Raw genomic sequence first — 24,724 nt, 5'->3', positions numbered from 1 at the left:
TATTTACTCGATTCCTTTCACTTTCCTAATCGCTTTTTCATGCTTACTGATGGTTTCATTCAGATCTTCTTCTGAATGCACGATAGACATTGAGTAGCGATTAAGTGGTTTTGTATAGATTCCAAGCTTTAAAAGCTCATTATCCAGTTTTTTACGAAAATCCATATCTGCCTTGATTAAATCACGGTAATTTCGAATCGGATGATTGGCATGCACGATATTAAAAATACTTCCCATTCCAACAGTCTGCATAGGAATCCCATATGAATTGTAAAGTTTTTCAAGGCTAGAACGAAGATAATCCGTCTTTTGTATTAATTCAGGGTACACATTAGCGCCTTCGAGAACTTTGATGGTTGCTAATCCTGCTGCTAAGACAATTGGATGACCGTTGTAGGTTCCACTATGAAATAACACATCTTCTTTCTGTGAAGCCTTTCCACCTGCTGATAATATATCTCCTCCATTAGAAGGATCCATGATCTCCATAATATCTCGAAGTCCACCAACTGCTCCAATTGGAAAACCGCCACCCAATACTTTCCCCAGTGCTGTAAGATCAGGTTTTATCCCGTAAATGGATTGTGCACCTCCAAGGGTTAAACGAAATCCGGTCTTAACCTCATCAAAAATTAAAAGTATACCAAGATCCTTTGTTAGTTTCCGAAGCCCATCCATAAAACTCTGTTCAGCAGGAATAAATCCACCTTGGACTGGTTCAATGATCACAGCTGCAACTTCATCCTTATATGTTTTTAATAACTGTTCTGTTGATTCTAAATCGTTAAATGGGAGAATAACTGTATTTTCGACATAGCGCTCTGATATTCCTTTCGACTCAGGTACAGAGTTTGGTCTCTTCTCATGACCAGCCTCAGCGATTGTTGGATTTACGCTTAACAAAACTTCATTATAGCCTCCATGATAATGACCTTCAAATTTTGCGAGAGTCGTTTTGCCTGTAAACGCTTGTGCAATCCGAATCGCTAGTAAAGTTGCCTCTAGGCCTGAATTGGTATAGCGGACCATCTCAATACCTGGAAAATAATCAATAAGTTTATTTGCCATTTCTATTTCCAACAAATGAGGCGCACCAAATACGGCAGTGCCTGCAGTGGCAAATTGATTATTTACAGCAGACGTAATTTCTGGGTGGCCATGACCAAGAAGAAGCGCACCATAGCATAATAAATAATCAATATATTCATTTCCATCTATATCAACTAAACGGCTCCCATTTCCTTTTTCCATAAAAATTGGATGTGGTGAAAAGTATTTAATGTTCGCAGAAACTCCTCCAGGAATGACGGATTTCGCATTCAAAAAATAGTGTGCTGACCTACTTGTTTTTTCTGAAATAAGTCCTTGGTCAGAATGAAATAATGTCATTCGAAAACACCCCTTTGAAATTATCGTTTCATTTTATAATTTTTGAAATATTTATTTCATTATAAAGTAGGATAAGCGTGGAAGTAAATAGATTTCTCGAATTCATTTTTCATTCTACAAAAACAGTAAAAAACCACCCTTTCAAAAGGGTGGCTGAGCCTTAGCTTAGTGAAATCGTTGGAGATTGAATATTTTCTTTTGGACGTCGTGATTGGATAAATAAAATGGCCAATAAAGCAACTACACCTGCAGCTCCGAAATAAATACTCGGTGAAACAAGTGAAAGCCCCGCTGCGAATAGAATAATTCGCTCCCAAATAAAAGTTCTTCTTATGAAGAAACCTATCATAGCTGTACTAATTCCAATCATGCCAATGATCGCCGTTATCACCGATATGGTTAAGAAGGGAATTTCATAGTCTATTAAAAGCATTTGCGGGTTGATTACAAAGATAAATGGAATTATATATGCAGCAGTTGCTAGCTTTGTTGCCGTAACGCCCGTCGCAAATGGATTTGCCCTCGCTAAACCTGCACCAGCATAGGCCGCTAGACAAACTGGTGGAGTAATGTCTGCTACAATTCCAAAATAGAACACAAACATATGAGCAGCGAGTACCGGAACGTCTAATCCAAGTATTAATGCCGGTGCTGCCATTGTTGCTGTAACAACATAGTTTGCAGTTGTAGGAAGACCCATACCAAGAATTAAGCAAGCAATCATGGTAAAGAACAACGTAAGAATGAGGCTACCTCCACCTAATGCAATGATTCCATCTGCAATACGGCCACCAAGACCTGTTTGAACAACGACTCCCACAATAATTCCGGCTGATGCACAGGCTGCAATTACTGGCAATGCAACTCTTGCACCTTCCTCAAGTGCTCCAATCATGCTTTTTAAAGACATTCTTGTATCTTTCCTGATAAGACTTACTAAGAATGAAACTAATATGGCAAGTAAAGCTGCACGCATTGGAGTTTTTCCGGTTAGCAACGTATAAAAAATAACGATGAGCGGCAACAATAAGTACCCTCGCTCAAGCATTAAATTCTTTGCTTTCGGCAAGGTATCCTTTGGAGACCCAACAATTCCAATCTTTTTCGATTCAAAGTGAACTCCCAAGAATACACCTAAAAAATAGAGGAGTGCTGGAATGATAGCAATAATCATGATTTGGCTATACGGGATATTTGTATAAGAAGCCATGATAAATGCGGCTGCCCCCATGATAGGTGGCATAATTTGACCACCTGTTGATGCGGAAGCTTCAGCTGCAGCTGCAAACTCTGGCTTATACCCCGCTTTTTTCATCATCGGAATGGTAAAAGAACCAGAACCCACCGTATTGGCTACTGAGCTACCTGAAACCATTCCTTGCAAGGCACTTGCTACGACCGCTGCTTTTGCTTGACCACCCGTAAACCTGCCTGTAAGGGCAAAGGCAATGTCATTGAAAAATTGCCCGACACCTGTTCGGATTAACATTACTCCAAAAAATAAGAATAAAAAGATAAAAGTTGAGGACACTTGGATTGGAGTACTATAAATTCCTTTCGTTGTTAAATACAAATCGGTAACTAATGTATTCCAAGAAAAGCCACGGTGCGCAAATAATTTTGTGGGAATCAAGTTTCCATACAACGCATAAAGGATCGCCACACTTGAAACAATGACAATTGGGAGTCCAACACATCTTCTAGCTGCTTCAAGAACAAGTAAAACCCCTAATGTTGCTACGATGAAGTCTGGCGTCGTATACCCAAAGACAATTCGCTCCGTTACAAGCTCCTCATAAAATATGACATTATAATAACCGACACCTAATGAAATAATCGCTAAGACTACATCATACCAAGGTATTCCCTTTTGTTTACGATGAAGCCCTTTTTTAATAGGATACAATAAGAAGATTAAGCCAAGCGCCGTTCCTAAATGAATCGGTCCTTGAATACGTGCCTCGAACGCACCACGATAACCTGTGAATAAATGAAAGATTGTAAGACCAACTGCCAAAATGAGAACGACCCACTTCCACTTTCCTAGATTTCGGCGGTACGTGCTTTCCCGGTCGTATTTTTCAAGAATCTCCTCTGTCGTTAGGTTTTCATCCTGTTGAGTAAGCGTATTTGAATCTCTCATCTCCTTTTTCTTCCACCATTTCATTACTCTCACCACCTGGTCATAAACTATTGTTAAAAAAAGGGCAAAACACATTGTGTCAAGCCCCTTCTTCTAAGGTTATTAATCTAGTATTCCGATTTCCTTATAATACTTTTCTGCGCCTGGATGGATTGGTAAATCCCCTACTCCGCTAAGCGCATTTTCTTTTGTCATATGTGCTGCTTGAGCATGTGTATTTTCACTTGCTTTTTCAATCATAACCTTTGCAAGTTGGTATGCTAGTTCATCGTCCACTGTATCTGTGTTTGCAACTAGAACAGCAAATGCGGATACAACATTGGCATCCTCTTTTAACCATTCATATGAGCCCGCTTTGATTGTGTAGCCAGAATAACCACTGGTTTCTTCAACCGTTTTTAGCTCATCACCAGTTACCTCTAAGAACTTTACATCTCCTACTGATGCTTGAAGTTCATCTATTCCCGCATCTGGTAATCCTAATAATCCGAATGAAGCATCAATTGTGCCATCCTGAAGCTTTGACTTTGCATCGCCAAATCCTTCTTGATACGCCTCATAATCCCCATCATTTATACCGTAAGCTGCTAAAACAGCCTTCGTTGCTGCTTGTGTTCCACTTCCTGGAGGTCCAATTGCAATTCGCTTTCCTTTAAGGTCAGCGATTGTTTCTACACCAGTACTTTCACGTGTAATAATTTGAAGAACCTCTGGATAAATATGTCCGATAAAGGCGAAGTTCTCAACCTTCTTACCCTCGAAATCACCTTCGCCATTAAGTGCATCATATGCTGGTAGATTAACAGTCATACCAAGGTCAAATTCACCATTTGAGATTTTCGCTAGGTTCTCTACAGACGCACCGGACTCTGTTGATGTTACGTTAACGTTTTCAATATTCTTGTTCCAAACATTCGCCATTTCTGCACCAAGTGGGAAATAGGTACCACCTTGGCTACCCGTACCCATGAGAAGATCCACTGTACCGGATTTTTCGCTACCTTCTCCGCCTTCATCCTTGTCCTCACCATTCGTGTTATCACTGCTACAAGCTGCAATGACTAAAACCAATGCTAATAGCAAAGTAAGAAATGAGTACTTCTTTAGCATTTGCATTCCCCCTATTATTCTTTTTTTATGTAGACCCTCAAGAATGAGGTTACTACCAAACTACTATTTTGGGTTAAAATGGTATAGTTTCCAATTCAACACCTATATTTCTAGGTTAACACAAATTGATTGCGATTTGCAAAATTTTTTTAATATTCTCTTAACACCTTTGAAATCATCCCTTTAACATCCTATGGGATGATATTACAATACATTTACTATTTTTCACGTCTTTTTTGAAACCTTTTATCGATTCTTTTCGTAAATAGGGTAATTCCATTTTTGGAGAGGTTTAGGAAAAAAGGATTGCATACTAAACACTCTATAGTACAATCAAAAAGAAACATTTTTTACGAGGAGGAAACCATCTTATGAAACGTACAGGGGAAATTGTGTTAACGATTATTGGAGCTTGTTTTTTTGCATTAATTAGTTTATTTGGATTTATGTTTTTAGGTCTTAGTGACGATAATGCATTTACGCAGGAAATGGAGAACATGGCTGCTACAGACCCAGCGCTTGAAGGAGTCGATATGGGATTCATGACTGATTTGATTGCAGCAGGAGGCTGGTATTTTATCATCGTTGGGATTCTTGCTATTATTCTTGGAATTGTATCACTCGTACTTTTAAAAGGTGATAAACATCCAAAGGCAGCTGGGATTATTTTAATTATCGTAGCTGTGCTTAGTGCACTCGCAACAGTGCTTATCTCGATTATCTCAAGTATCCTTTACTTAGTTGCAGGTATCCTATGTCTCGTCCGAAAGCAAAAAGAAACATTTAATCCGGAATATTAACAAAGAATCAAATACGCCTTGGCGTATTTGCGCCCGATTTTTAGGCCCAAAGGAAGTGGGTCATAAAGACGTTGCCACAGGATGTGGCGGTTTTAGTCTTTAATCTTACTGCTCGAAAAAATTCCTTTGAAAAATCGTGGCATCCGCCGGAGGCTTTAACTTTATTCAGCCGAGATTTGAACTACTACACAAATTAAATACCTTAAACATACATTTCTTACTAAGAAAGAAGATGATGTATGCTGAATAAAGTTAAAAGCTTGAAGGTTTCGCGCCTTCAAGCTTTTTATATGATCTATTTTTTAAGTGCCTGACTAAACCTTTTTAAGCCTTCTTCCAACAACGCCCGTGGGCAGGCAATGTTGATTCTGGTGAAGCCTTCTCCTTCTTTTCCAAAAATATACCCTTCATCAAATGCGACTTTTCCTTGTTTTTGGATGACTTCTTCTAGTTTTTTTGCATCCAATCCAAGCGCACGGCAATCAAGCCACACAAGGTATGTTGCATCTGGCTCAATTACTTTTACCTCTGGGATGTTCGACTTGATATACTCATTTAGAAAATCAAGATTCCCTTTTAAATAAACAAGGAGCTGATCAAGCCATTCTTCTCCTTCCTCGTATGCAGCGATTAAGGCAGGTACCCCAAATGTGTTGGTCATGCCGATAAAACGATCTTCGAGAGCTTTATGAAAGCTTTCACGAAGGTCTTGGTTCGGAATAATCAGATTGGATGTTTGCAAGCCTGCAAGATTAAAGGTTTTGCTTGGTGCAGTGCATGTTATCGAATGCCCGGCAAACTCCTCAGATATGGATGCGAATGGGGTATGTACATTTCCTTCATATACAAGGTCAAAGTGAATTTCATCTGAAACAACCAGTATATTGTGCTTCAAACAAATTTCTCCTAGTTTTGTGAGTTCATCCTTCTCCCAAACTCGGCCGACAGGATTGTGTGGATTTGAAATAATAATCATTTTTACAGATGGATCAATCTTTTTCTCAAGGTCCTCAAAATCCATGTAATAACGTCCATTTTCAAGTCGTAACGGATTATTGACAATTTCTCGACCATTCTTTTCAATTACACTCATAAAGGGATAATAGACGGGTTGTTGAATGATTATCTTATCTCCTGGATTTGTAAAGTTTTGGACAATGATACCAAGTGCTGGTACGACACCAGGTGTAAAGCTAATCCACTCCTTTTCTATCGTCCAATTATGGCGACGCTTCATCCACCCCACTGTTGCTTCATAATAGGAGTCAGGTCTTGTTGTATACCCGTAAATTCCGTGATCTGCTCTCTTTTTTAAAGCGTCAATGACCGGCTGTGGTGATTTGAAATCCATATCAGCCACCCACATCGGAAGGATTTCTTTGTCTCCAAACAAGTTTTCTACCTCATCCCATTTCACTGAGTTCGTCTGTAATCGATTAATCGATTCATCAAAATTATACTTCAAAGCCAAACCCCTCCATTTATTTTTAATATAAGCTTTTTATTGCCACATTTTCTGGTAACTTAAATGGATTCTCTTTGTTGATATGATCGTAAAACATGATTCCGTTCAAATGGTCCATTTCATGTTGAAATACGATGGACGCATATCCTTTTAATCGAAGAGAAATCTCTTGCCCATTGATATCGAATGCTTTTATTTTAATTTTTTCATATCTTGGTACATAGCCTTCTACTGGACGATCAACGGAAAGGCATCCTTCTCCTTCAGGCAAATACGTCATCGATACAGAATGGCTGATAATTTTCGGATTGACGATATGATACTCATATAATGTATCATCAAAGTCTGTAAAATAAGTGACAAACATGCGCTTATCCAAACCGACTTGGTTTGCTGATAAACCAACTCCTGGTCGTAAACCGTATTTTTTTGCAAGCTCAGGGTCTTGACTATTTTTCAAATAATTCATCATGCTAATCAAGGATTCTTTGTCTTCTTCAGATAATGGCACAGGAACCTCTTCCGTTTTTTGTGCTAAAATCGGCTGTCCCTCACGAACAATATCCTTCATCGTAATTATATAATCAGATTTATAGTACATTCTTTTCATCTACCTTTTCTCTTTTTCATGTAATCAAATGCGCCTTGGCGTATTTTCGCCCAGATTTTTTAGGCCTACACGAGGTGGGTCACAAAGACGTTGCCACAGGACGTGGCGTTCTTAGTCTTTGATCTTATGCTCGAAAAGTTTCCTTTGAAAATCTGTGGCATCCGCCGGAGGCTTTAACTATATTGAGTGGGGGTTAAAGACCCCACTCAATATAGTTAATCTTAGCTTTCTCTTACGTTTATGTCCATTGATATACAGTGTTTTCACAATACACGCGATGTATTCTACGTGAAAAAGAAAAAATGCCTCCGGTACTGGAGGCATTTTAAATCGTTGCGTTTTTTAATAATGAATTAAAGACTTCATTACTGATTGTTTTATAGCCTTCACCTGTCAAATGAATGCCATCATCACTTATAAAATCATGTAAGTCCCCTGTATGTTTCATAGCTGAACGTACATCAATCTTTAGCACATTTAATTGCTCAGCTAAGCTATTAATGCTTCGATTATAAAGGCCATGCCAGTGCTCAATTCCTCCTTGAAGGCTGATCCAATGACTAATGGAGCTCCCATACGTTTTAGCAAGTAGCTTGTAATAACGTACAGGGTCAAGTGGTGGCAATGTCATCAAAATAGGTGTACTATTCGAATCTTGGATTTTATGAATCAATTGTTTTAGATTTTCTATATATCGTTCAATCGGGACAATGGGTTGATGCTCTGCTTCGGGTTTTTTAGCTACTTCATCCCATTTAAAATTGCAGTCATTACCCCCAATATTTATAATCACGAAATCCGGATGTTCGGCTATCACATCTTTCTCAACACGTGACAATAATAAATCAGAGTTATCATTAAAAACACCTTTATTCATAACCGTAAAATGATCAGAAGCAAATTGCTGTAAAAACGCTGGATAATTGTCTTTTAAAATTCGCATGCGACCTTTCACAAAGGAAACACCTCTTGTTAAACTATCACCAAAGCATACAATTTTCATTTATATCCCCGCTTATCATTATTTTTTCGCGTTACCACTTTACATGGTTTTCAATACTACTTATAATCATATACGCATTATATCATATAGTCAAGATTTACTTCTTGGTGGTTATAAGGTAAACTAAATAACAGATTAATGGAAAATGAGGTTGTTTAAGTGGAGATTGAGAAGGATTTACTCAAAGTGTTAGAAATCGATAAAAATATCTTTTTAGAAGATATTCCACAGATTGATTTATATATGGATCAAGTCATCCAACTCTTTGAAAATACGTTTACCACGTCGAAAAGAAATGAGGACGAAAAAATTCTCACGAAAACCATGATCAATAATTACGCAAAAGGAAAATTGCTGATTCCAATTAAAAATAAGAAATATTCAAGGGATCATCTGATTTTACTAAGCTTGATCTATCAACTTAAAAGTGGAATATCAATCAATGATATAAGAGCGACTCTTGATCCAGTGAATCAACGGGTCATGGATGATGAAGAGTTTAACCTTGAGGATTTTTATAAAAGTTATCTTGCCCTTTTTGGTAAAAATGGGAATGAGTTCAAAAGGGACATTGAGACCAAAATGAAGGATGTAGCAGAAGAGATGGGCTCTACTACAGATCAACAATTGAAAAAAGTGCTTTTGATATTATCCTTTATTACAGCTAGTCAATTTTACCGTCGTGCTGCAGAAACGTTGGTAGATGAGTTAATAAGTGAACAGGGCGAAAAAAAGAAAAGTGATTGACTCACTTTTCTTTTTCCGCTATTTAACGCTATTGATTAACCCGTTCATCATTTCTTTATCCATTGGTCCTACTATTTTTTTCCGAACGACGCCTTTGGAATCAATTAAATAACTCGTTGGAATGGCGTAGGCCTGATAGGTTTGTCCGATATCCCCTTTCTCATCAAGCATGACAGGAAAGGTGAGCTCGTAGTCCTCTACAAACTTCTCTACATCCGAACTCTTTTTCTCCGCGGTTGTTAAATTAACGGATAAAAGAACTACATTGGAATCTTTATTTTCTACATAAAACTCCTGCATATGTGGCATTTCTGCTTTACAAGGTGGGCACCAGCTCGCCCAAAAATTTAAAATGACTTTCTTTTCCCTAAACGTTGAAAGCTTCAATTCTTCTCCATTTATTGTTTTCAAGGTAAAATCAGGTGCCAGTTGACCTTCGGATATCCCTACTTTTTGTTCGATTGTTTCTACCTCTTCTTTTGGTGTTGCGAATGAAATATTGCTATTGATGGTCCACACGATAAGCCCTGTTAAACCCACAATGAGTGCTGTCTTTTTAAACAAATGAAACACTTCCTTTTTCTGTTGTCCTCTATAATAGAATGTCAACAATAAAAGAAAGAATGCACTCATTGATTTTATAAAATGGAGGACTATCTGTTCCTGCAACCAAAATAATGCAAGTAAATCATAGATCATCAAGGTTGTGAAGCTCATAATTAGAATGGAACGAATAAATAGTATTGGGTGAACAGTACCCTTTTTCATATGATACAGAAAATAGAGTATTGTAATTACGAATGCAATTACAAAACCTTTCGTACCACCTGTAAAATACAGTAAGGACATTGGACTTTTCATAACGAGTTTTGGTTCAAGAAGGATTAAACTTCCTTTCCACGATAAAAAACCAATGAAAATACCGTTAGTGAGTAAGTTTAGAACCGTCTTGGTTATTGCTTTCGATTGTGTTTTCGATAACCAGAAACGTGCAACGAGAAGCCCTATTATTAATCCTACTCCAAGTAGGACCCATTTTGTCATAATGGCTAGCGAGCCAATTTGTATAAAATGCATGCTTGTCCTCCGGCGTGATTTAGTACAACTATTATATCTCGAATTTATCTTGAGTGAGGGACTAAGAACAGTATTTTTTAGTTATGAACAGTATTTCGATATTAAAAACAGTAAAACAAAATTAAAAACAGTATTTCTGGATTAAAAACAGTAAACTTTTTAAACGGCAAAATCTGCCTAATAAATAAATGAGGCCCCGCGAAAGGAGCCTCATTTTCGTTAATTTGTTGGTCGTTTGAACGGCCACCAGTTGGCAATGCCAAAATTTTTAACCATGACTGGGATAAATAATGGCAGAATCACAAATGCGTATAACATAAGTCCGACGAGTGTGATTGACGCAATTTGCAGCAACGATAGCATTCCAGAAGGCATCATTGCGGCAAACGTTCCTCCGAGAATAATGGCTGCTGATATAATAACAGTTCCCATCTTCTTCATAGAGAGAAGCATCGCATCTGCCACTGAGATATCACGGAATTCATTAAAGCGGTCCATTAAGAAGATACTGTAGTCAACCCCAAGTGCGACGAGGATGACAAATCCAAAGAATGGAACTGCCCAGCTAATTCCGGTATATCCAAGAATATTAACAAAAATCACTTCATTAATGGCCATTGATGTGTAATAGGTTAAAACCAATGAACCGATGATATAAATTGGCATGATTAATGAACGGAATAAGAAAATTAAAATAAGCGCAATCCCGATAAACATCAAGACAATTGTTCGAGAATAGTCCTGTTCTGACATTTTACTTAAATCCGTATTCGTGCTTGTGATACCGCCCAGTGCAACATCAGCATTTTCAAGCTTTGTACCTTTCGTTGCTCTTTCAACAGCAGCATTAATTTCGTCGATTTGAGCCATTGCTTCGTTCGAATATGGGTTTGCTTTAAAAATGACATCCAATGTCATGATTTTACGGTCATTAGACATGTATACATCAAGAACCTGTGCAAAATCATCACTTTCAAGCACTTCTTCTGGCATGTAAAAAGCATTTAATTCTTCAGAGTTTGAAAGGTCAGATAAATATTCTTGAGCAGATCCTAAACCATCTGAAACCTGTCCAAGCCCCTCAGCACTTTGCGTGAGTCCATCTGTTAATTGGGTGATTTGACCACCAAGGCTTCCGAACCCATCAAGAAGTTGCTTCTGGCCGTCATTAATGCCGGTTAAACCATTTGTGATTTGTGGCATTCCTTGAACAATTTGACCTTGCCCATTTGCCGCTTGAAGAAGTCCTCCTTTAAGCTTTTCAAGGCCTGCAATTAGCTGTTCAAAACCTGCTGGTAGTGCTTCTTGCTCTTTCAACAACTGCTCGAAACCAGCGTTTGCTTCTATTAATCCATCATTTGCCACTGATAGATGACCATTTAATGTCTTTATGCCACCAGATATGGCAGGGATCCCTTGTTGTAAGGTAAGAATGCTTTCTTTAACACCACCGTAAAATGGATCCGCGGTAACCCCTTGGTGCCTGCCCTCAAAATCTATAAACCCTTGTTCGTTAAATTGATTTAACTGAGTTGATAATTGGTCTAATTGTAAAGCCACTCCTGAGTACTGTTCAAGTAATGTAGCAATACCGCCTTGAGCATCTTTATACCCTGCTAATAGATTATTATAATAGGTGCCTAATTCTTCCGCGCCGGCTTTTGCCTTATCAACCTCGGCAATCATCGTGTCAATTCCAGCTGTTCCACTACGGATGCCAGACTCGATTTTTGAAAGATTGGATTGGATTTCGGTAAGGCCTGATTTGACTTGGTTTGTACCTGTGATTAACTCACCGATTCCATCTGTAGCCGTTTTAAGTTCCGGCTCTGATTTTGCGAGCTCACTACCTGCTTCCTCTAAGCCATCCTTAATTTGAGTGAGTCCATCTTTCCCTTCACCAAGACCTTCCTCAAGTGTTTTAGCTTGGTTTATCACAAATAGGTCCTCGATTGGTTCGCCTGTCGGTCGTGTGACAGAGCGAACTGTGTCAACTAAGTCTACCTTTTCCACTTCTTGGCTGATTTTTTCTGCCAGTTCGATATATTCGGTGGAGTCCATCGCCTCATCATTTTTTAAAACGATTTGAGTTGGCATAGATTCACCTGGTCCGAAGCTGCCTGCGATGGCGTTGAAGGCTTTGATAGAATTTACATCACCACTTAATTCTTCTAATGAATCATAGGAGATGTCTCCATCATATACAAATAAAAATGGAGCAACGATTGCCGCTACAACTAATAACGATAACAATGGACGACCTAATGAGAAACGACCAGCCGCTTCCCAGATTTTGCTGTCCCCATGTTCTAAGTTTTTCTTAGATGGCCAGAATATTTTTTTCCCTAAAACAGCCATAAAAAATGGAACGACCGTAAACAAGGCAGCTAATAAAAGGGCTACCCCAACTGCTACAGCGACTGCAGATTGATATAAAATAAATTGTGAAAACCCAATTGCCGCAAATCCAATCATGACCGCAATCCCACTAAACAGAACAGTGCGTCCTGCGTTTTTATACGTTTCAATTATCGCTTCTGTTAAGCTCTCTCGATGTGAAAGCTCCTCTTTAAAGCGACTCAATAGCAAAATACAGTAGTCGGTTCCAATTCCAAATAAAACTGCAACTAAGAAAATCTGTGTGTAGGTGGATATTGGAAAGTCAAATTGATCAACCAGCATCGCAACGATCGATTGTGACGCAAGATAAGCAAATCCAACTGTCACAAGTGGAATAATAGGTGCAATTAATGATCGAAATACAAGTAAAAGAACGACCAGAATGAAGACAACTGTTATACCTTCTGTCTTTTTCAAGCCTTCTTGAGCACTCGTCATCAGGTCCTCGGTAATAAGCCATTCACTTGTGTAATAGTGATCAACCTTAACATCTTCAATTGCCTGATATAAAGCTTCGCCAACTTCTTTTGGTTCACGATCGTTCCAGCTTACTGTTAAAGATGCTAGGATTGATTTCCCATCCTCTGAAACTAGCTGTTCCTTCAATGAATCTTCGTTAAAATGAGTCAAAATTTCGGTAATCCCGATCTCGTCTTTCTTTTCTTCAAGAAGTCGGATTGCCCGTTCAGCTTCATTGATTTCGTCTTCGGTTAGCTTCTTTTCATCGTGAAACACAAGTGCAACCTGTGTTTCATTTCCGCCACCCTCCTGGGATTGGGCATCGCTTAAAATTTTTCCTGCAATGGAGGATGAGTATTCGTCTGGAACGGTGATTTGACCCTTTTCACGGACAAGATCCGCCATATTTGGAGCTGCAAGAAATAATCCAGCCACAACAACAATCCATGCAATTAAGACAAACCACTTCCGTTTGATGATAAAATTCATACTTTATCCACCACCCTGTTATTTTTGATTTGTTGTAGGATTCCATTTAGCTTTTCATACGTTTTTAGAAATTGAACAATTTCCTCTTCAGAAAATTCACCAATGATCGATTCGACTAGCTTATGAACCCGCTCCTCTGTCTTGGTAAATAGTTCATTTCCTTCGTTTGACAATGTTAAGTAAACAATTCTCCGGTCATTTTCATCCCGTGTTCTTTGAATCAAACCCTTTTCAAAAAGGCGATTAATGATGGCTGTAATCGCACTCTTTTTTACTTCAAAGACTTCTGCAAGTTCTGTTGATGTGCTAGAACCTACCTTATTTATGTAGCGCAGTGTATAATGCTGTTCATTTGTAAGGTCACTTCCGATTTGTTCCTTCACAAGCGACTCCGCGGTGGTATTTACTGAAAAAGATACATCTATATAAGAATCAACTAATTCTTTAATGTTTGTTATAGCCATAGTTGTAATCACCTCACATTATTAAATAATAGTTAAACTATTTAACTATTAACAAAGTTAACTATAATTCGCACCATATTAAATGTCAATAAAAAACATCCCTCTAAAAAGAAGAGAGATGTTGATTTATTTTTCAGCTATTCAATTACCTCAATATCCTTCAACTCAATGTCTGTGACCATTTCAAATGAAACATAATACTTTACATATCCCGTATCATCTTTTACATATTCGGCATTAGCGTCATCAATGATGTTCCCGTTAATGGTGACATATTCATAGGAATAGTTATTTTCATTGAGAACCTTTTGAATGACTTGGGACTCCGTTAAAACATCTTCCTTTGTTGATTGGGTTGAATCCAACACAATATGCATACCGATTGGCTTTTCTAGTTTCATATCCTTGCTCCATGTTGTATTCATGTCATAATCACCTTTTTGAACCTCTAATGAAACTCCGATTCCTTTCACAGTCGGAACGGATTGCTTCAGTAAAGCAGTAATTTCCGTTTGAGCTTCCGCACTTAATTTTTCCATTACTGGCTCATCTAAATTCTCTGTGTAAATGGAGTCAAGAATCACATAAGGTCTTAAAAATCCTCTAACGTTAAATTCATATGTCTTTGGTCCATTCTCATTAGGGGGAGTCGCACCAATTTCAATTACATTAAAATCATAGCTTGAAAACTTAAAATTATAGAATCCCTCCTCAATCCGGAACTCACGGTCAGGGTACGTCTCCTCTAGATAATTCTCAAGAACTTTTGTCGAATATAGTTTACTCACTGGATTTCCATTAAATTCGTTATAAATATATAGGACGAACAAAACGAGCAAACCAAGTAGAATACTATACATTATTTTTCGTTTTTTCATTTATCCTCACCATTCCTTATTTTTAAATATAAAAATCCAATCATGCTGCCGATAAAAGCAAATAAATAATGAATCAAGGTTACCAAGATGGATCCCATAAAGGATTGCCATAAAAACTGCCCGAATGAAACTGTGGATCCCATGTCCCCTTGTATAAAGTCACCTATATTACCACCAAGTGACCAAATAAAGATTGGGATAAATGAGATGTAAAAAACAATTTTCATATCTTTGTAAAAGAGGTAAGTGAGTAATCCAAGTACTGCATACCATAAAATAAAACCAAAGCTTTCATTGAGCATGGATGTTTGAATGGCAAGGAAAAAGGATAGTCCAACAAAAATGAGTTGATAGAGTGCGAGCCTTCTTTTGATGTTTGTGATCATTTTATCGTGCTGAACAGGCGATTCGATTTCATCCTTTTCGAGCGGAGTCATTGCTTGGTCCATGAGCTTTTGTAGTTCTTGGTTATGCTGTATTTGTTCCTCTAGCCATGTGGTCGTTTCTGGACTCAACAGTCCTTCATTGTAGAGAGGAAGCAAATCCTCAATGATTGCTTGTTTACGTTTATCCATGATATCCCTCCATTTCCTTATGAAGCTTAAGTTTTGCCCGGTGAAATGTGACTCTGGCAAAGTTTTCACTTTTTCCTAGCAAGCTGCCAATCTCTTTAAACGATAACTCTCCGTAGATTCTTAGTGTTACAACTTCTTTTGATACATCATCTAACCGGTTGATATGCTCGATTAGACTTTGTTTCACTTCCCGTTTTAGTACTTCCTCCTCCGGTGTAGTCGATTCCCCTTTTTCTTTTTTAAGCAACTCGTTTAGCTGCGTCTTATATTTTTTGGAGCGATAATGCTTTAACAATCGATTTTTCGCAATGGAGAATAACCACGTCTGGATTGTTGATTGCTGCGAAAAGGTATGAATGCTTTTAAGTGCTTCATAGAAAACCTCTTGCGTTAAGTCTTCCGCAATCTCTTTGCTAGAGGTTTTGATAAAGAAAAAAGCATATATTCGTGGTTGTACTTCTTTATATAGCTCCTCTAGCTCCATTTTCCTCTCCCTATCTGTTTTATTTTTGTTCATTCATTGTATTAGTACCTTGTAATCCGTTTTCGTTACAAACTTATTTTAATTTTCTAATCTCCCAAAGCTTAATCCAAGGGCTGTCTTATGTAAATGAAAAAATAAGCAAGTTTGTCCGATTTTACGCATATGATTTTATTACTTGCTTAGGGGAGGACACATTAGGAAAGTTGGGGGAATGTAGATGTTTTTCGGTCTATTAGTGATTTTAATCCTTGTTTTGCTTTTACCATTTTCAGTTAAGCTTATCGAAAAAAATTTAGAGGTCTTTCTCTTTTTCATGGGGCTTCTTGCTGCGGTTGTTGGTGGTGTATTCAGTAGCCAGCTTTTTATACGAGCATCCTATGATCCCATTAAAATTACACTAGCCGTTTTAATTGCGGGGCTATTATTTAAATGGTTTCATGCAACCTTGCAAAAATCCATCGTTGGAATGAGTCGCAAAATCCCATTTCGCTTATTTATTGGGATCGTTGTCATCTTTTTAGGGCTGATTTCAAGTATAATAACAGCCATCATAGCGGCACTTGTACTTGTATTGATTGTAACTTCGTTGAGACTTGAGCGTGGATCTGCAATCCGCTTCGTCGTAATTTCCTGTTTTTCAATTGGATTGGGCGCAGCGCTGACCCCAATCGGAGAACCTCTATCAACGATTGCCATTAGTAAGCTTAATGAAGAGTTTTTCTTTTTAATCGGTTTAATTGGTCCACAAATATTTGCTTCATTCCTTCTTTTTGGTTTGTTGGCAACCTTTGTAGTTGAACCACCAAAACGGAAAAAAGTATCAATTGAAAAAGAATCAAATCGTGAGACCTATGAGGAAATTTTCGTACGAGCCCTGAAGATTTATTTTTTCGTAATGGGGTTAACCTTATTAGGTTCAGGCTTTGAGCCAATGATCAATCGTTATTTCATCGGACTTGATCCATTGTTACTTTACTGGTTAAACATGATTTCCGCGATTCTCGATAATGCCACTTTAGCAGCTGCAGAAATTAGTCCAGCGATGGACCATTTTACGATTCAATCAATTTTACTAGGCTTATTGATTAGTGGAGGAATGCTGATTCCAGGTAACATTCCGAATATCATTGCCGCAGGAAAACTAGACATTACCAGTAAAGAATGGGCGAAGTTTGGCGTACCAGTCGGGCTTTGTGTCATGCTTGGATATTACTTAATTATCTATTTGATATAAAAAAATGCCTATCTCTAGGCATTTTTTAATTGACTTCTCGTAGTCCTTTTCCGTCCAGAACTTCTTGTACTCCTTCTTCACAAACGCCATATGAACGCCACGAACAGGACTCGCAGACTGTTTGAATATCGGATGGCACGACATGCCTTTGGATTCGTGATTCGACGTCCTCCCATCTCAAAATTTGTCCAATTCGGAGGCCCATTTTTTCTAGAATTTGAGCATCCCTTTCGTAGATGGAATTGTCTTCACAATGGTATTTCCCGTTGTTTGGATATTTTTCGCATAAATGATCCGGTCCTTTTACAATTTGAACTAATGTTTTCGGATTCTTTCTAAGGGTTTGATGAACAATCGTCATATTTTCCACATATTCCTGAGAATAGCCCATTCCTCGATAGCCCAAAAGGCAAAATAAGTGATGACCGCGCAGTTTATACATAATAGCCCCCTATCTTTTCGAAGCTTCATTGTCAACCAATAACAAATATCAGTTTACATATATATATTCTATAATTTTATGTATCTACTTTCTACCATTATTTTATCCCCATTTGGATCGCTCCTACAGTAAAAGAAAAGTACCAATCACCACAGGACGTTTTTCCTATGGTGACAGGTACTATTGAAAAGTCTATTCTTCTTCAATTTCTTCCTCTTGAGATCTTGGTCTTCTCCCCCAAAAGAATTCCCATGCATCCACTCGTTGTGTTTCTTGTTCTTCACGGTTTTCCATTTCTTTGTTATCAGCCAAAATTGGCACCTCCCCAATTTAATTCTCGTTTATATCCTATTCAAGCATTTGGGTTCTGTTTGGGAATATGCCCATTAACTTGAAAAATTCGCGATGGAAACTTACGGATAAACGATGTATACTGAAGATGTAAATATTTTGAAGAGGTGATGAAGATGGCAAAATCAAACGCTCGGAAAAAGCGTGAAAAACTTGTACGTGAAGGAAAGCGAAATCCCGAAAACGGAAGAAGCCCATTTGCATTAATTGATATGCAATCAAGAATGACAAAAACGAAAAAGGATCACTTATACCGTACCAAATATAAGAACCAATCATTCACTGATGGAAATGATGGTTCTTTTTATTTTTGTGGGTAATTGTGAACACTACCGTTAGTCTGGCGGCTGTTTTATTTTCATTCTATCAACTTTATTTCAGTTTTATCGATTTTATTTCGGTTCTATCGGTTTTATTTGAGTTTTATCGATTTTATTTCGGTTCTATCGATTTTATTCAGTTTCTATCGATTTTAGCTATAATCTACCTTTTCCAAATAAAAAAACTGACACCACAGTGTCAGCATTTTTTCGTATTCTCTATGATAAAATCCGTTTTTCTCCTTCAATTTCCTGAATAGGTGCTATATTTTGCGAGAATTCCATCGTTCCAATATACTCTCCATCCTCATCCCGAACGGCAAAATAACGGATATACACGTATTTCCCTTTTGCTTTGATCCAGAAATCTTCAACATCTTTTCTTCCTGATTTGAAGTCTTCAAGTAATTCTTCAACAACATGAACACTTCTTGGAGGGTGACAGTTTTGAACCGTTCTCCCAATAACCGCTTTTGTCCTTGCAAAAATACGCTCTTTTCCTTTGGAAAAATAACGAACGACGTCATCCTTATCGATAAACGTAATATCAACCGGTAAATGGTTTAACAGTAATTCAAGCTGTTTTAAAGATAAAATACCAGTTTCCATCTTAATAAATCCTTTTGTTGCGATGTCTTCATCTTCAATTACATTTCGTGCCGGTTTCCAATCCTCAGGTGAAATTAAACAAAATCCAATTTCATCACTTTCATTGGCAATTTTCATCCACTCATCTTCTGTTAAATTATTTAAGGACATTGGGAAAAGAATATTTTCTTCCCGATAAATCATCTCGTTTACTTGGTCAATAAAAAATTGAATAACTTCAATGAGAGATTGTCTATCCCCCTCGTAATTTGTCAGCATTTTTTTAGCATCTTTGATTGCATCCTGTATGAAGTCATCGATTTTCCACATCATATTGGTTGGACCATAAATTCCGTACTTTTCAAGATATGGAAAAAGGAGTTGCTCTTTTCTTTCATAATGCTTACCAATATCCAATAAGAGGTTGCAATCCTCAAGTAGCTTCATTCGGTTCTCTTCATGATCATCTTGTTCAAAAGTTTGCAAATGCGGCTTGATTCTATCGTTTACTAGCTTTTCTAATTCTCTATTTTCAAGCTTAAAAGTATGCACTGGGTGCCCAGGTTGTTCTTCAGGATGAGTAGCCATGGTTTCTTCAATTAAATCCTTAAAAATCTCCCGATGCTGTAAACAAATTTCTGTTGCTTCACCTGCTGGGATGTTCTCTTCTTCCACCAATACATGCTGTAGTCTAGAGATCTCTCCTATCGTAATATAACCAACCTTATTTGCTAAACGGGATTTTATCTCTTCTACTGATTTCCCATTATGTAAATCCAAAAAGCTTTGTTTGATAATAGTTTCTCTCTCTATATCACTGATTTTATATTGTTCTCGGTTATTAATAAGTTCACTCACACAAATTTCTCCTTTCAAACTATGTGAAAACACTTGCTATGATGAAAGTAACATAGTTTAAGGAAAAGGTTCGTGATTCGAATCACATTGCAAATTAAAAAGACCCACAAAAGTGAGTCCTAACTAACTTATCTATGGTTTCGGATATTGGTACTCCAATTCATCTTTATCTGGACTATAGTCAACGATCAGATTATGACCATTGAAAAACCATATGTCATCTTCTTCTACATAGAACATAATATCATCTACTTTTTGACTTGTATGAATTTGAATGGGTTCGTCATGTGTAGAAAAAGCTAGTGAATATTTCTCCTGTACGGGACTAGTTCCGTAAAACATTGGATAGAAACGAACGGAATCACCTTTTTTTACACTTATGTCTTCTTTAAACCATTTTAATGCTGCATCACTTATAGTCATTTCCATATGTATTGAACCTCCCTGGCTGTCCTTCTGCTATTTTGTGCAGAAATATGGACTTTATTATCTTATAGTACTAAAGATCTCAAGGATATGAAACCAACTAATTTGTGAAATGTTTCTCAAACTTAAAAAAGCACGCAATCATTATGACTGCGTGCAATTCTTCTTATAAGAGGACAAAGGCGATTGTAGCTCCCACAATAATGGCTACGCTCACGATTTTGCCCCAAACGGGAACTTTGTCCGTATTTTGATTGACCTTCTTCTCTTGATCCTCGACTACCTTCCGATATTCAGGACTACAGCACCCCATTTAGGCCACCCGGTTATAGTTTGTAATATCTTCTTCAAGTGGTAGATTGGCCGCACGATATTTCGCTGCTTGACGGAAGAATAATGCGACAAGGATGATTGTTCCTGCAAAACCACCGTACCATGCAATATTCATAGGCAAACGGAATCCAATTTGAGCATTCAAGATATACGTGATTACCATGCATAGCATGAAAGTTCCTGGAATTAATGAAATCCAGTAATTCTTTTTTGCAATGTATAAGTACATCGCACCTACGAATAAGGCAATAACAGCTGTTGCTTGGTTCGCCCAGCTAAAATATCTCCAAAGAATATTGAAATCGATTTGAGTAAGAACAACAGAGATTGCGAATAATGGAATAGCAATCCATAGACGACTAGAGATTTTCTTTTGAGCCAAATTTAGATATTCAGCAATAATCATACGTGCACTACGGAATGCTGTATCACCAGAAGTAATTGGTAATACGATAACACCTAGTACTGCAAGTGTTCCACCAATTGCACCAAGCATTAATGTTGAAACTTCACTTACAATGGCCCCTGGACCACCAGCTGCAAGAAGTTCTTGTAGGCCGCCGTAACCATCGAACAAGCTCATAGCTGCTGCTGCCCAAATCATAGCGATGATACCTTCAGCAATCATCATCCCGTAGAAAATTTTACGTCCTTGACTTTCCTTTTGTGTTGTACGAGAAATAATAGGTGTTTGTGTTGCATGGAATCCAGATAAAGCACCACAAGTAATTGTAAAGAATAATAATGGGAAAATTGGTGCATTATCAGGATGGAAATTTGATAATGAAAGTTCTGGAATTGGTGCACCTTTTACGACTAAACCAACGCCGATTCCAACAGCACTGATTAAAAGGATTGCTCCAAAATAAGGATAAAGACGACCGATAATTTTATCAACTGGTAATAAAGTAGCCAAGATGTAGTAAATGAAAATAACTGCGATAAGAATACCTAAAGCCACTTTTCCTTCTAATAAAAGATTTAAAAGTGAAGCTGGTGTTGAAACGAATACTGTACCAACTAATAATAGTAGTAAAACAGCAAAAGCGTTAACCACATGCTTCATTGCTTTACCTAAAAACTTCGTTGCAAGCTCTGGTAAGTGAGCTCCTTTGTTACGGATGGAAATCATTCCAGTTAAATAATCGTGAACGGCACCTGCAAAAATACATCCAACAACGATCCAAATGAAAGCAACTGGTCCGTAAAGCGCTCCCATAATTGGTCCGAATACAGGTCCAGTCCCCGCAATATTCAGAAGCTGAATCATAGAATTTTTCTTGGTACTCATTGGAATATAGTCTACACCGTCTGCATTTACATAAGCTGGAGTAGTACGTTCTTCCTTAACACCGAATACTTTTTCAACGTATTTACCATACGTAAAGTATCCAATGATTAACAAAGCAATACTCGCTAAAAATGTAATCATGTTATTTCCCCCTTATTCCCTCTATTAAAGTTATGAATGCGTTTACATTTATTATAGTAGAAAATTTGAAGTTTAGAAGATTTTAAGATTAAAAGGTAGAAATTTGACGATAACGTGTCAAATTTGTGAACTAAAACGCAAAATTTCTACCTTCATTTGTTTAAATTTCTAATTGTGCACGTAATGCTTTAACATAATTACGGCTAACTGAAAGCTGTTCTTCTCTTCCTTCAATTTCCAATTGGTAGGCTCCATTAAACCAAGGGGTAAGTCTAGTGACATATTTTAAATTCACGAGGAAGCTTTTATGAATCCGAAAGAACCCAAATGATTCAAGTCTGTTTTCCAATTCCTTTAACTGAGTTTTTGTCTCATACTCGCCCATTTTTGTCACAAGCTTCGTTACTTTCTCATCCTTGGCAATATATAAAATATCCAGTGGTTCAAGGTAGATAATCTCCCCACTTGAATCAATCGCCAATTTCCCTGTTTGTTTTCCCTTTTCCTTTTCATCTGGTGTATGAAGAAGTTTTTCGATTCGTTTAACGGTTTCCTTAAGCTGTTCCTCATCAAACGGCTTTAATAAATAGTCGATCGCATTAAAACGAAAGGCTTCCACGGCAAATTCTGGGTATGCAGTGGCAAACACAATAAGTGGTGGTTTTTTCAATTCCAAGAGAGCTTTGGCAGCGTCCATCCCATTTAATTTAGGCATTTCCACATCTAAAAAGACAACATCTGGTTGAAGCTGAATTGATTTTAAAATGGCTGACTCCCCTGAATCAGCTTCTCCAACTATTTGAATGGTTGGATAGGTCTCCAATAAATGAGAGAGCTCATCACGACTATATAATTCATCATCGACAATAAGAGTTTTAATTTTTGATTCCATTTTATACAGCCTCCGTTAGTGGAATTGAAAAAGCAATCTCCGTTCCTTTATTTTCTTCACTTTTAATGGCTAATGCAGACTTTTCACCAAATAACATGGTAAGCCTACGATTGACATTGTATAAAGCGACTCCACTACCTTTTTCTGACTTGATCGGGGTAATGCAAATTTCCTTCGCACGTTCTTCATTCATTCCCATTCCATTATCCTCAACCTTTACATACACACAGTCATTCTCTCTTTGAATCGTAATCATGATATGGAAATCCCCATCACGATTCTTCATCCCGTGTTTAATGGCATTTTCAACAATCGGCTGGAGGGTAAGTGGTGGGATATACTGATACAATGCAGCTTCTTCAACCTTATAAACTACCTTTAGTTTATCTACAAATCTAGTTCCCTCTATTTCTAAATAGGCCTTCACTTGTCGCAATTCCTGTTCCAGGGTCGTTACATTTTGTGTGGTAACGGACAGGTTTTGACGTAAGAAATGTGATAGGGAAACGAGTAGTTTCCTAGCCTTTGTTGGATCTCTTCTTACCAAAGAGAGAATCGTGTTCAGCGTGTTAAAAAGAAAATGCGGACTTATTTGAGCTTGAAGCACTTTAATTTCAGCTTCTTTTGCAAGCTGAAAGGCTTTATCGGCTTCCGCAATTTCAAGCTGATTACTTAAAAGAGAGCTCAAACCTGAAATAAGTTCTGTCACAACAGGTGTAATTTCTTTCTCAGAACGAAAATAGAATTTTAGCGTCCCAATCGTTTCATCTCTCCGTTTTAATGGAGCAATTACAGCCGCACCGAGCGGACAATCCTCATCTCGACACTGAATCATCTTTTTGTTGGCGATTACAATATTACCATTATGAATGACATCCATTGTAATTAGCGTTTGGATTGGCATTTGCGAACGATGATGGTCATGTCCTAATCCCACATGTGCTAAAATTTCTTGGGTATTGGTCATCGCCACAGCTGTTGCTTGGATTTCATCCTGAATGATATGACAAACCGCCTGAGCTGTCTCTCGATTCAACCCGTTTCGTAAATGGACAAGCGTCTTGTCTGCAATGCGAAGGGTTTTTTGGGCTTGAACTGCACCAGCTCGCTCACCCTCATTAATTACACTCTTTATGATCATGAGAAATAAGGCACACCCTAGTCCATTTGCGACAATCATCGGAATCCCAATAATTTCAACTAAAGCCCACGCTTTTTCAAAAGGACGCGAGAAAAGCAAGATAACAAGCATTTGAAGTGCTTCTGCGGACGCCGCGATAATAAATGCTGTACTTAATTTCACATGCTTATTTTTCTTATAAAAGTAACCTGATATAAAACCTGCGATAATGGATGCAAAGCCACAGGAAAATGCGGTAAACCCACCAAGTGTAAAACGATGGATACCAGCAATAAGCCCCGCACCTAACCCTACCTTGTAACCACCTAGTAGACCTGCTAGCACCACACCAATCACGCGTGAATTTGCTAACGCTTCATCAGGAGTCAAACCTGATGCCCAGCGGTTAAATTGTAGGCTTTCTGTATTAAGGCTAAGACCTGTATACGTACCGATGATTCCAAAGAAACCAAAGAAGACAATCGCCACAAGCTTCTGCCAACGATTCAGCTCATCCTGGTACATCATCCCTCTGAAAAACTTCAATCTCGTCAAAATAAAAGCGATTGCAACAATAATCCCTAACCGCTCTAACATTGTAATTAAAAGTTCGAACATAGGACATGCTCCTTTTT

General features: G+C 37.9%; 23 protein-coding genes. 4 read left to right on the top strand and 19 right to left on the bottom strand.

Annotation, left to right across the window (positions count from 1 at the left end; all coding sequences use genetic code 11):
* Window positions 1-3: 3 nt before the first annotated feature.
* From ABC371_RS10630 to ABC371_RS10620, 3 genes are all read right to left on the bottom strand, one after another.
* Complete coding sequence (locus ABC371_RS10630; protein ID WP_412896778.1) at window positions 4-1,389, bottom strand: aspartate aminotransferase family protein; 1,386 nt, start codon at window positions 1,387-1,389, stop codon at window positions 4-6.
* A gap of 160 nt (window positions 1,390-1,549) precedes the next feature.
* Window positions 1,550-3,556, bottom strand: a complete 2,007-nt coding sequence (locus ABC371_RS10625; protein WP_412896777.1) for a TRAP transporter permease — start codon at window positions 3,554-3,556, stop codon at window positions 1,550-1,552.
* Between the two features lie 78 nt (window positions 3,557-3,634).
* Window positions 3,635-4,642, bottom strand: a complete 1,008-nt coding sequence (locus ABC371_RS10620; protein ID WP_412896776.1) for a TAXI family TRAP transporter solute-binding subunit — start codon at window positions 4,640-4,642, stop codon at window positions 3,635-3,637.
* Between the two features lie 371 nt (window positions 4,643-5,013).
* Here ABC371_RS10620 and ABC371_RS10615 point away from each other — a divergent pair, with 371 nt between their 5' ends.
* Window positions 5,014-5,442: a DUF4064 domain-containing protein gene (locus ABC371_RS10615; RefSeq protein ID WP_412896775.1), complete on the top strand. Its 429-nt coding sequence runs from the start codon at window positions 5,014-5,016 to the stop codon at window positions 5,440-5,442.
* 295 nt (window positions 5,443-5,737) lie between these two features.
* Here the strand turns inward: ABC371_RS10615 and ABC371_RS10610 are convergent, their stop codons facing one another.
* The 3 genes from ABC371_RS10610 to ABC371_RS10600 all read right to left on the bottom strand — a co-directional run bounded on the left by ABC371_RS10610 (window position 5,738) and on the right by ABC371_RS10600 (window position 8,520).
* Complete coding sequence (locus tag ABC371_RS10610) at window positions 5,738-6,907, bottom strand: MalY/PatB family protein (protein WP_412896774.1); 1,170 nt, start codon at window positions 6,905-6,907, stop codon at window positions 5,738-5,740.
* Window positions 6,908-6,929: 22 nt separating this feature from the next.
* Window positions 6,930-7,517: a peptide deformylase gene (def, locus tag ABC371_RS10605; protein WP_412896773.1), complete on the bottom strand. Its 588-nt coding sequence runs from the start codon at window positions 7,515-7,517 to the stop codon at window positions 6,930-6,932.
* A 325-nt stretch (window positions 7,518-7,842) separates the two neighbouring features.
* Window positions 7,843-8,520 (bottom strand): SGNH/GDSL hydrolase family protein, encoded by a 678-nt coding sequence (locus ABC371_RS10600; RefSeq protein ID WP_412896772.1) that lies wholly within the window; start codon window positions 8,518-8,520, stop codon window positions 7,843-7,845.
* Window positions 8,521-8,679: 159 nt separating this feature from the next.
* On the opposite strand from ABC371_RS10600, the gene ABC371_RS10595 reads away from it, so the two are divergent.
* Window positions 8,680-9,267, top strand: a complete 588-nt coding sequence (locus ABC371_RS10595) for a DUF1836 domain-containing protein (RefSeq protein WP_412896771.1) — start codon at window positions 8,680-8,682, stop codon at window positions 9,265-9,267.
* An 18-nt stretch (window positions 9,268-9,285) separates the two neighbouring features.
* Here ABC371_RS10595 and ABC371_RS10590 read toward each other — a convergent pair whose 3' ends face one another.
* From ABC371_RS10590 to ABC371_RS10565, 6 genes are all read right to left on the bottom strand, one after another.
* The gene (locus tag ABC371_RS10590) at window positions 9,286-10,344 is read right to left on the bottom strand and encodes a peroxiredoxin family protein (protein WP_412896770.1); all 1,059 of its coding nucleotides are present in this window, start codon (window positions 10,342-10,344) and stop codon (window positions 9,286-9,288) included.
* A gap of 219 nt (window positions 10,345-10,563) precedes the next feature.
* A complete protein-coding gene (locus ABC371_RS10585; RefSeq protein ID WP_412896769.1) occupies window positions 10,564-13,692 on the bottom strand; it encodes an efflux RND transporter permease subunit in 3,129 nt (1,042 codons plus the stop codon).
* Window positions 13,689-14,156, bottom strand: coding sequence for a MarR family winged helix-turn-helix transcriptional regulator (locus tag ABC371_RS10580; protein WP_412896768.1), 468 nt, complete (start codon window positions 14,154-14,156; stop codon window positions 13,689-13,691). The genes ABC371_RS10585 and ABC371_RS10580 overlap by 4 nt, the downstream gene beginning before the upstream one ends.
* A 137-nt stretch (window positions 14,157-14,293) precedes the next feature.
* A complete protein-coding gene (locus tag ABC371_RS10575) occupies window positions 14,294-15,034 on the bottom strand; it encodes a YfjL-like protein (protein WP_412896767.1) in 741 nt (246 codons plus the stop codon).
* Window positions 15,031-15,609 (bottom strand): hypothetical protein, encoded by a 579-nt coding sequence (locus ABC371_RS10570; protein WP_412896766.1) that lies wholly within the window; start codon window positions 15,607-15,609, stop codon window positions 15,031-15,033. Before ABC371_RS10570 ends, ABC371_RS10575 begins: the two co-directional genes overlap by 4 nt.
* Window positions 15,602-16,093: an RNA polymerase sigma factor gene (locus ABC371_RS10565; protein ID WP_412896765.1), complete on the bottom strand. Its 492-nt coding sequence runs from the start codon at window positions 16,091-16,093 to the stop codon at window positions 15,602-15,604. The genes ABC371_RS10570 and ABC371_RS10565 overlap by 8 nt, the downstream gene beginning before the upstream one ends.
* Window positions 16,094-16,310: 217 nt before the next feature.
* Here ABC371_RS10565 and ABC371_RS10560 point away from each other — a divergent pair, with 217 nt between their 5' ends.
* On the top strand, window positions 16,311-17,327 hold the full coding sequence (locus ABC371_RS10560; protein ID WP_412896764.1) for a DUF1646 family protein: 1,017 nt from the start codon (window positions 16,311-16,313) through the stop codon (window positions 17,325-17,327).
* Between the two features lie 25 nt (window positions 17,328-17,352).
* Here the strand turns inward: ABC371_RS10560 and ABC371_RS10555 are convergent, their stop codons facing one another.
* Entirely contained in the window at window positions 17,353-17,769 is a 417-nt protein-coding gene (locus tag ABC371_RS10555) for a DUF1284 domain-containing protein (protein ID WP_412896763.1), read from the bottom strand.
* 467 nt (window positions 17,770-18,236) lie between these two features.
* On the opposite strand from ABC371_RS10555, the gene ABC371_RS10550 reads away from it, so the two are divergent.
* Window positions 18,237-18,440 (top strand): hypothetical protein, encoded by a 204-nt coding sequence (locus ABC371_RS10550; RefSeq protein ID WP_412896762.1) that lies wholly within the window; start codon window positions 18,237-18,239, stop codon window positions 18,438-18,440.
* A gap of 219 nt (window positions 18,441-18,659) precedes the next feature.
* Here ABC371_RS10550 and ABC371_RS10545 read toward each other — a convergent pair whose 3' ends face one another.
* The 6 genes from ABC371_RS10545 to ABC371_RS10520 all read right to left on the bottom strand — a co-directional run bounded on the left by ABC371_RS10545 (window position 18,660) and on the right by ABC371_RS10520 (window position 24,707).
* Window positions 18,660-19,886, bottom strand: coding sequence for a DUF438 domain-containing protein (locus ABC371_RS10545; protein ID WP_412896761.1), 1,227 nt, complete (start codon window positions 19,884-19,886; stop codon window positions 18,660-18,662).
* 132 nt (window positions 19,887-20,018) lie between these two features.
* Window positions 20,019-20,315, bottom strand: a complete 297-nt coding sequence (locus ABC371_RS10540) for a HesB/YadR/YfhF family protein (RefSeq protein ID WP_412896760.1) — start codon at window positions 20,313-20,315, stop codon at window positions 20,019-20,021.
* A 163-nt stretch (window positions 20,316-20,478) separates the two neighbouring features.
* A complete protein-coding gene (locus ABC371_RS10535; RefSeq protein WP_412896759.1) occupies window positions 20,479-20,625 on the bottom strand; it encodes a hypothetical protein in 147 nt (48 codons plus the stop codon).
* Window positions 20,626-22,077 carry a carbon starvation CstA family protein gene (locus ABC371_RS10530; RefSeq protein ID WP_412896758.1) on the bottom strand — a complete coding sequence of 484 codons (1,452 nt, stop codon included), beginning with the start codon at window positions 22,075-22,077 and terminating at the stop codon, window positions 20,626-20,628. It lies immediately after the preceding gene.
* A 160-nt stretch (window positions 22,078-22,237) separates the two neighbouring features.
* Window positions 22,238-22,969 (bottom strand): LytR/AlgR family response regulator transcription factor, encoded by a 732-nt coding sequence (locus tag ABC371_RS10525; protein WP_412896757.1) that lies wholly within the window; start codon window positions 22,967-22,969, stop codon window positions 22,238-22,240.
* 1 nt (window position 22,970) lies between these two features.
* Complete coding sequence (locus tag ABC371_RS10520; protein ID WP_412896756.1) at window positions 22,971-24,707, bottom strand: LytS/YhcK type 5TM receptor domain-containing protein; 1,737 nt, start codon at window positions 24,705-24,707, stop codon at window positions 22,971-22,973.
* Window positions 24,708-24,724 lie beyond the last annotated feature (17 nt).

The organism is Bacillus jepli (assembly GCF_047238305.1).
Taxonomy (GTDB): domain Bacteria; phylum Bacillota; class Bacilli; order Bacillales; family Bacillaceae_L; genus Ferdinandcohnia.
This window is presented reverse-complemented; position numbering and strand designations above follow the sequence as displayed.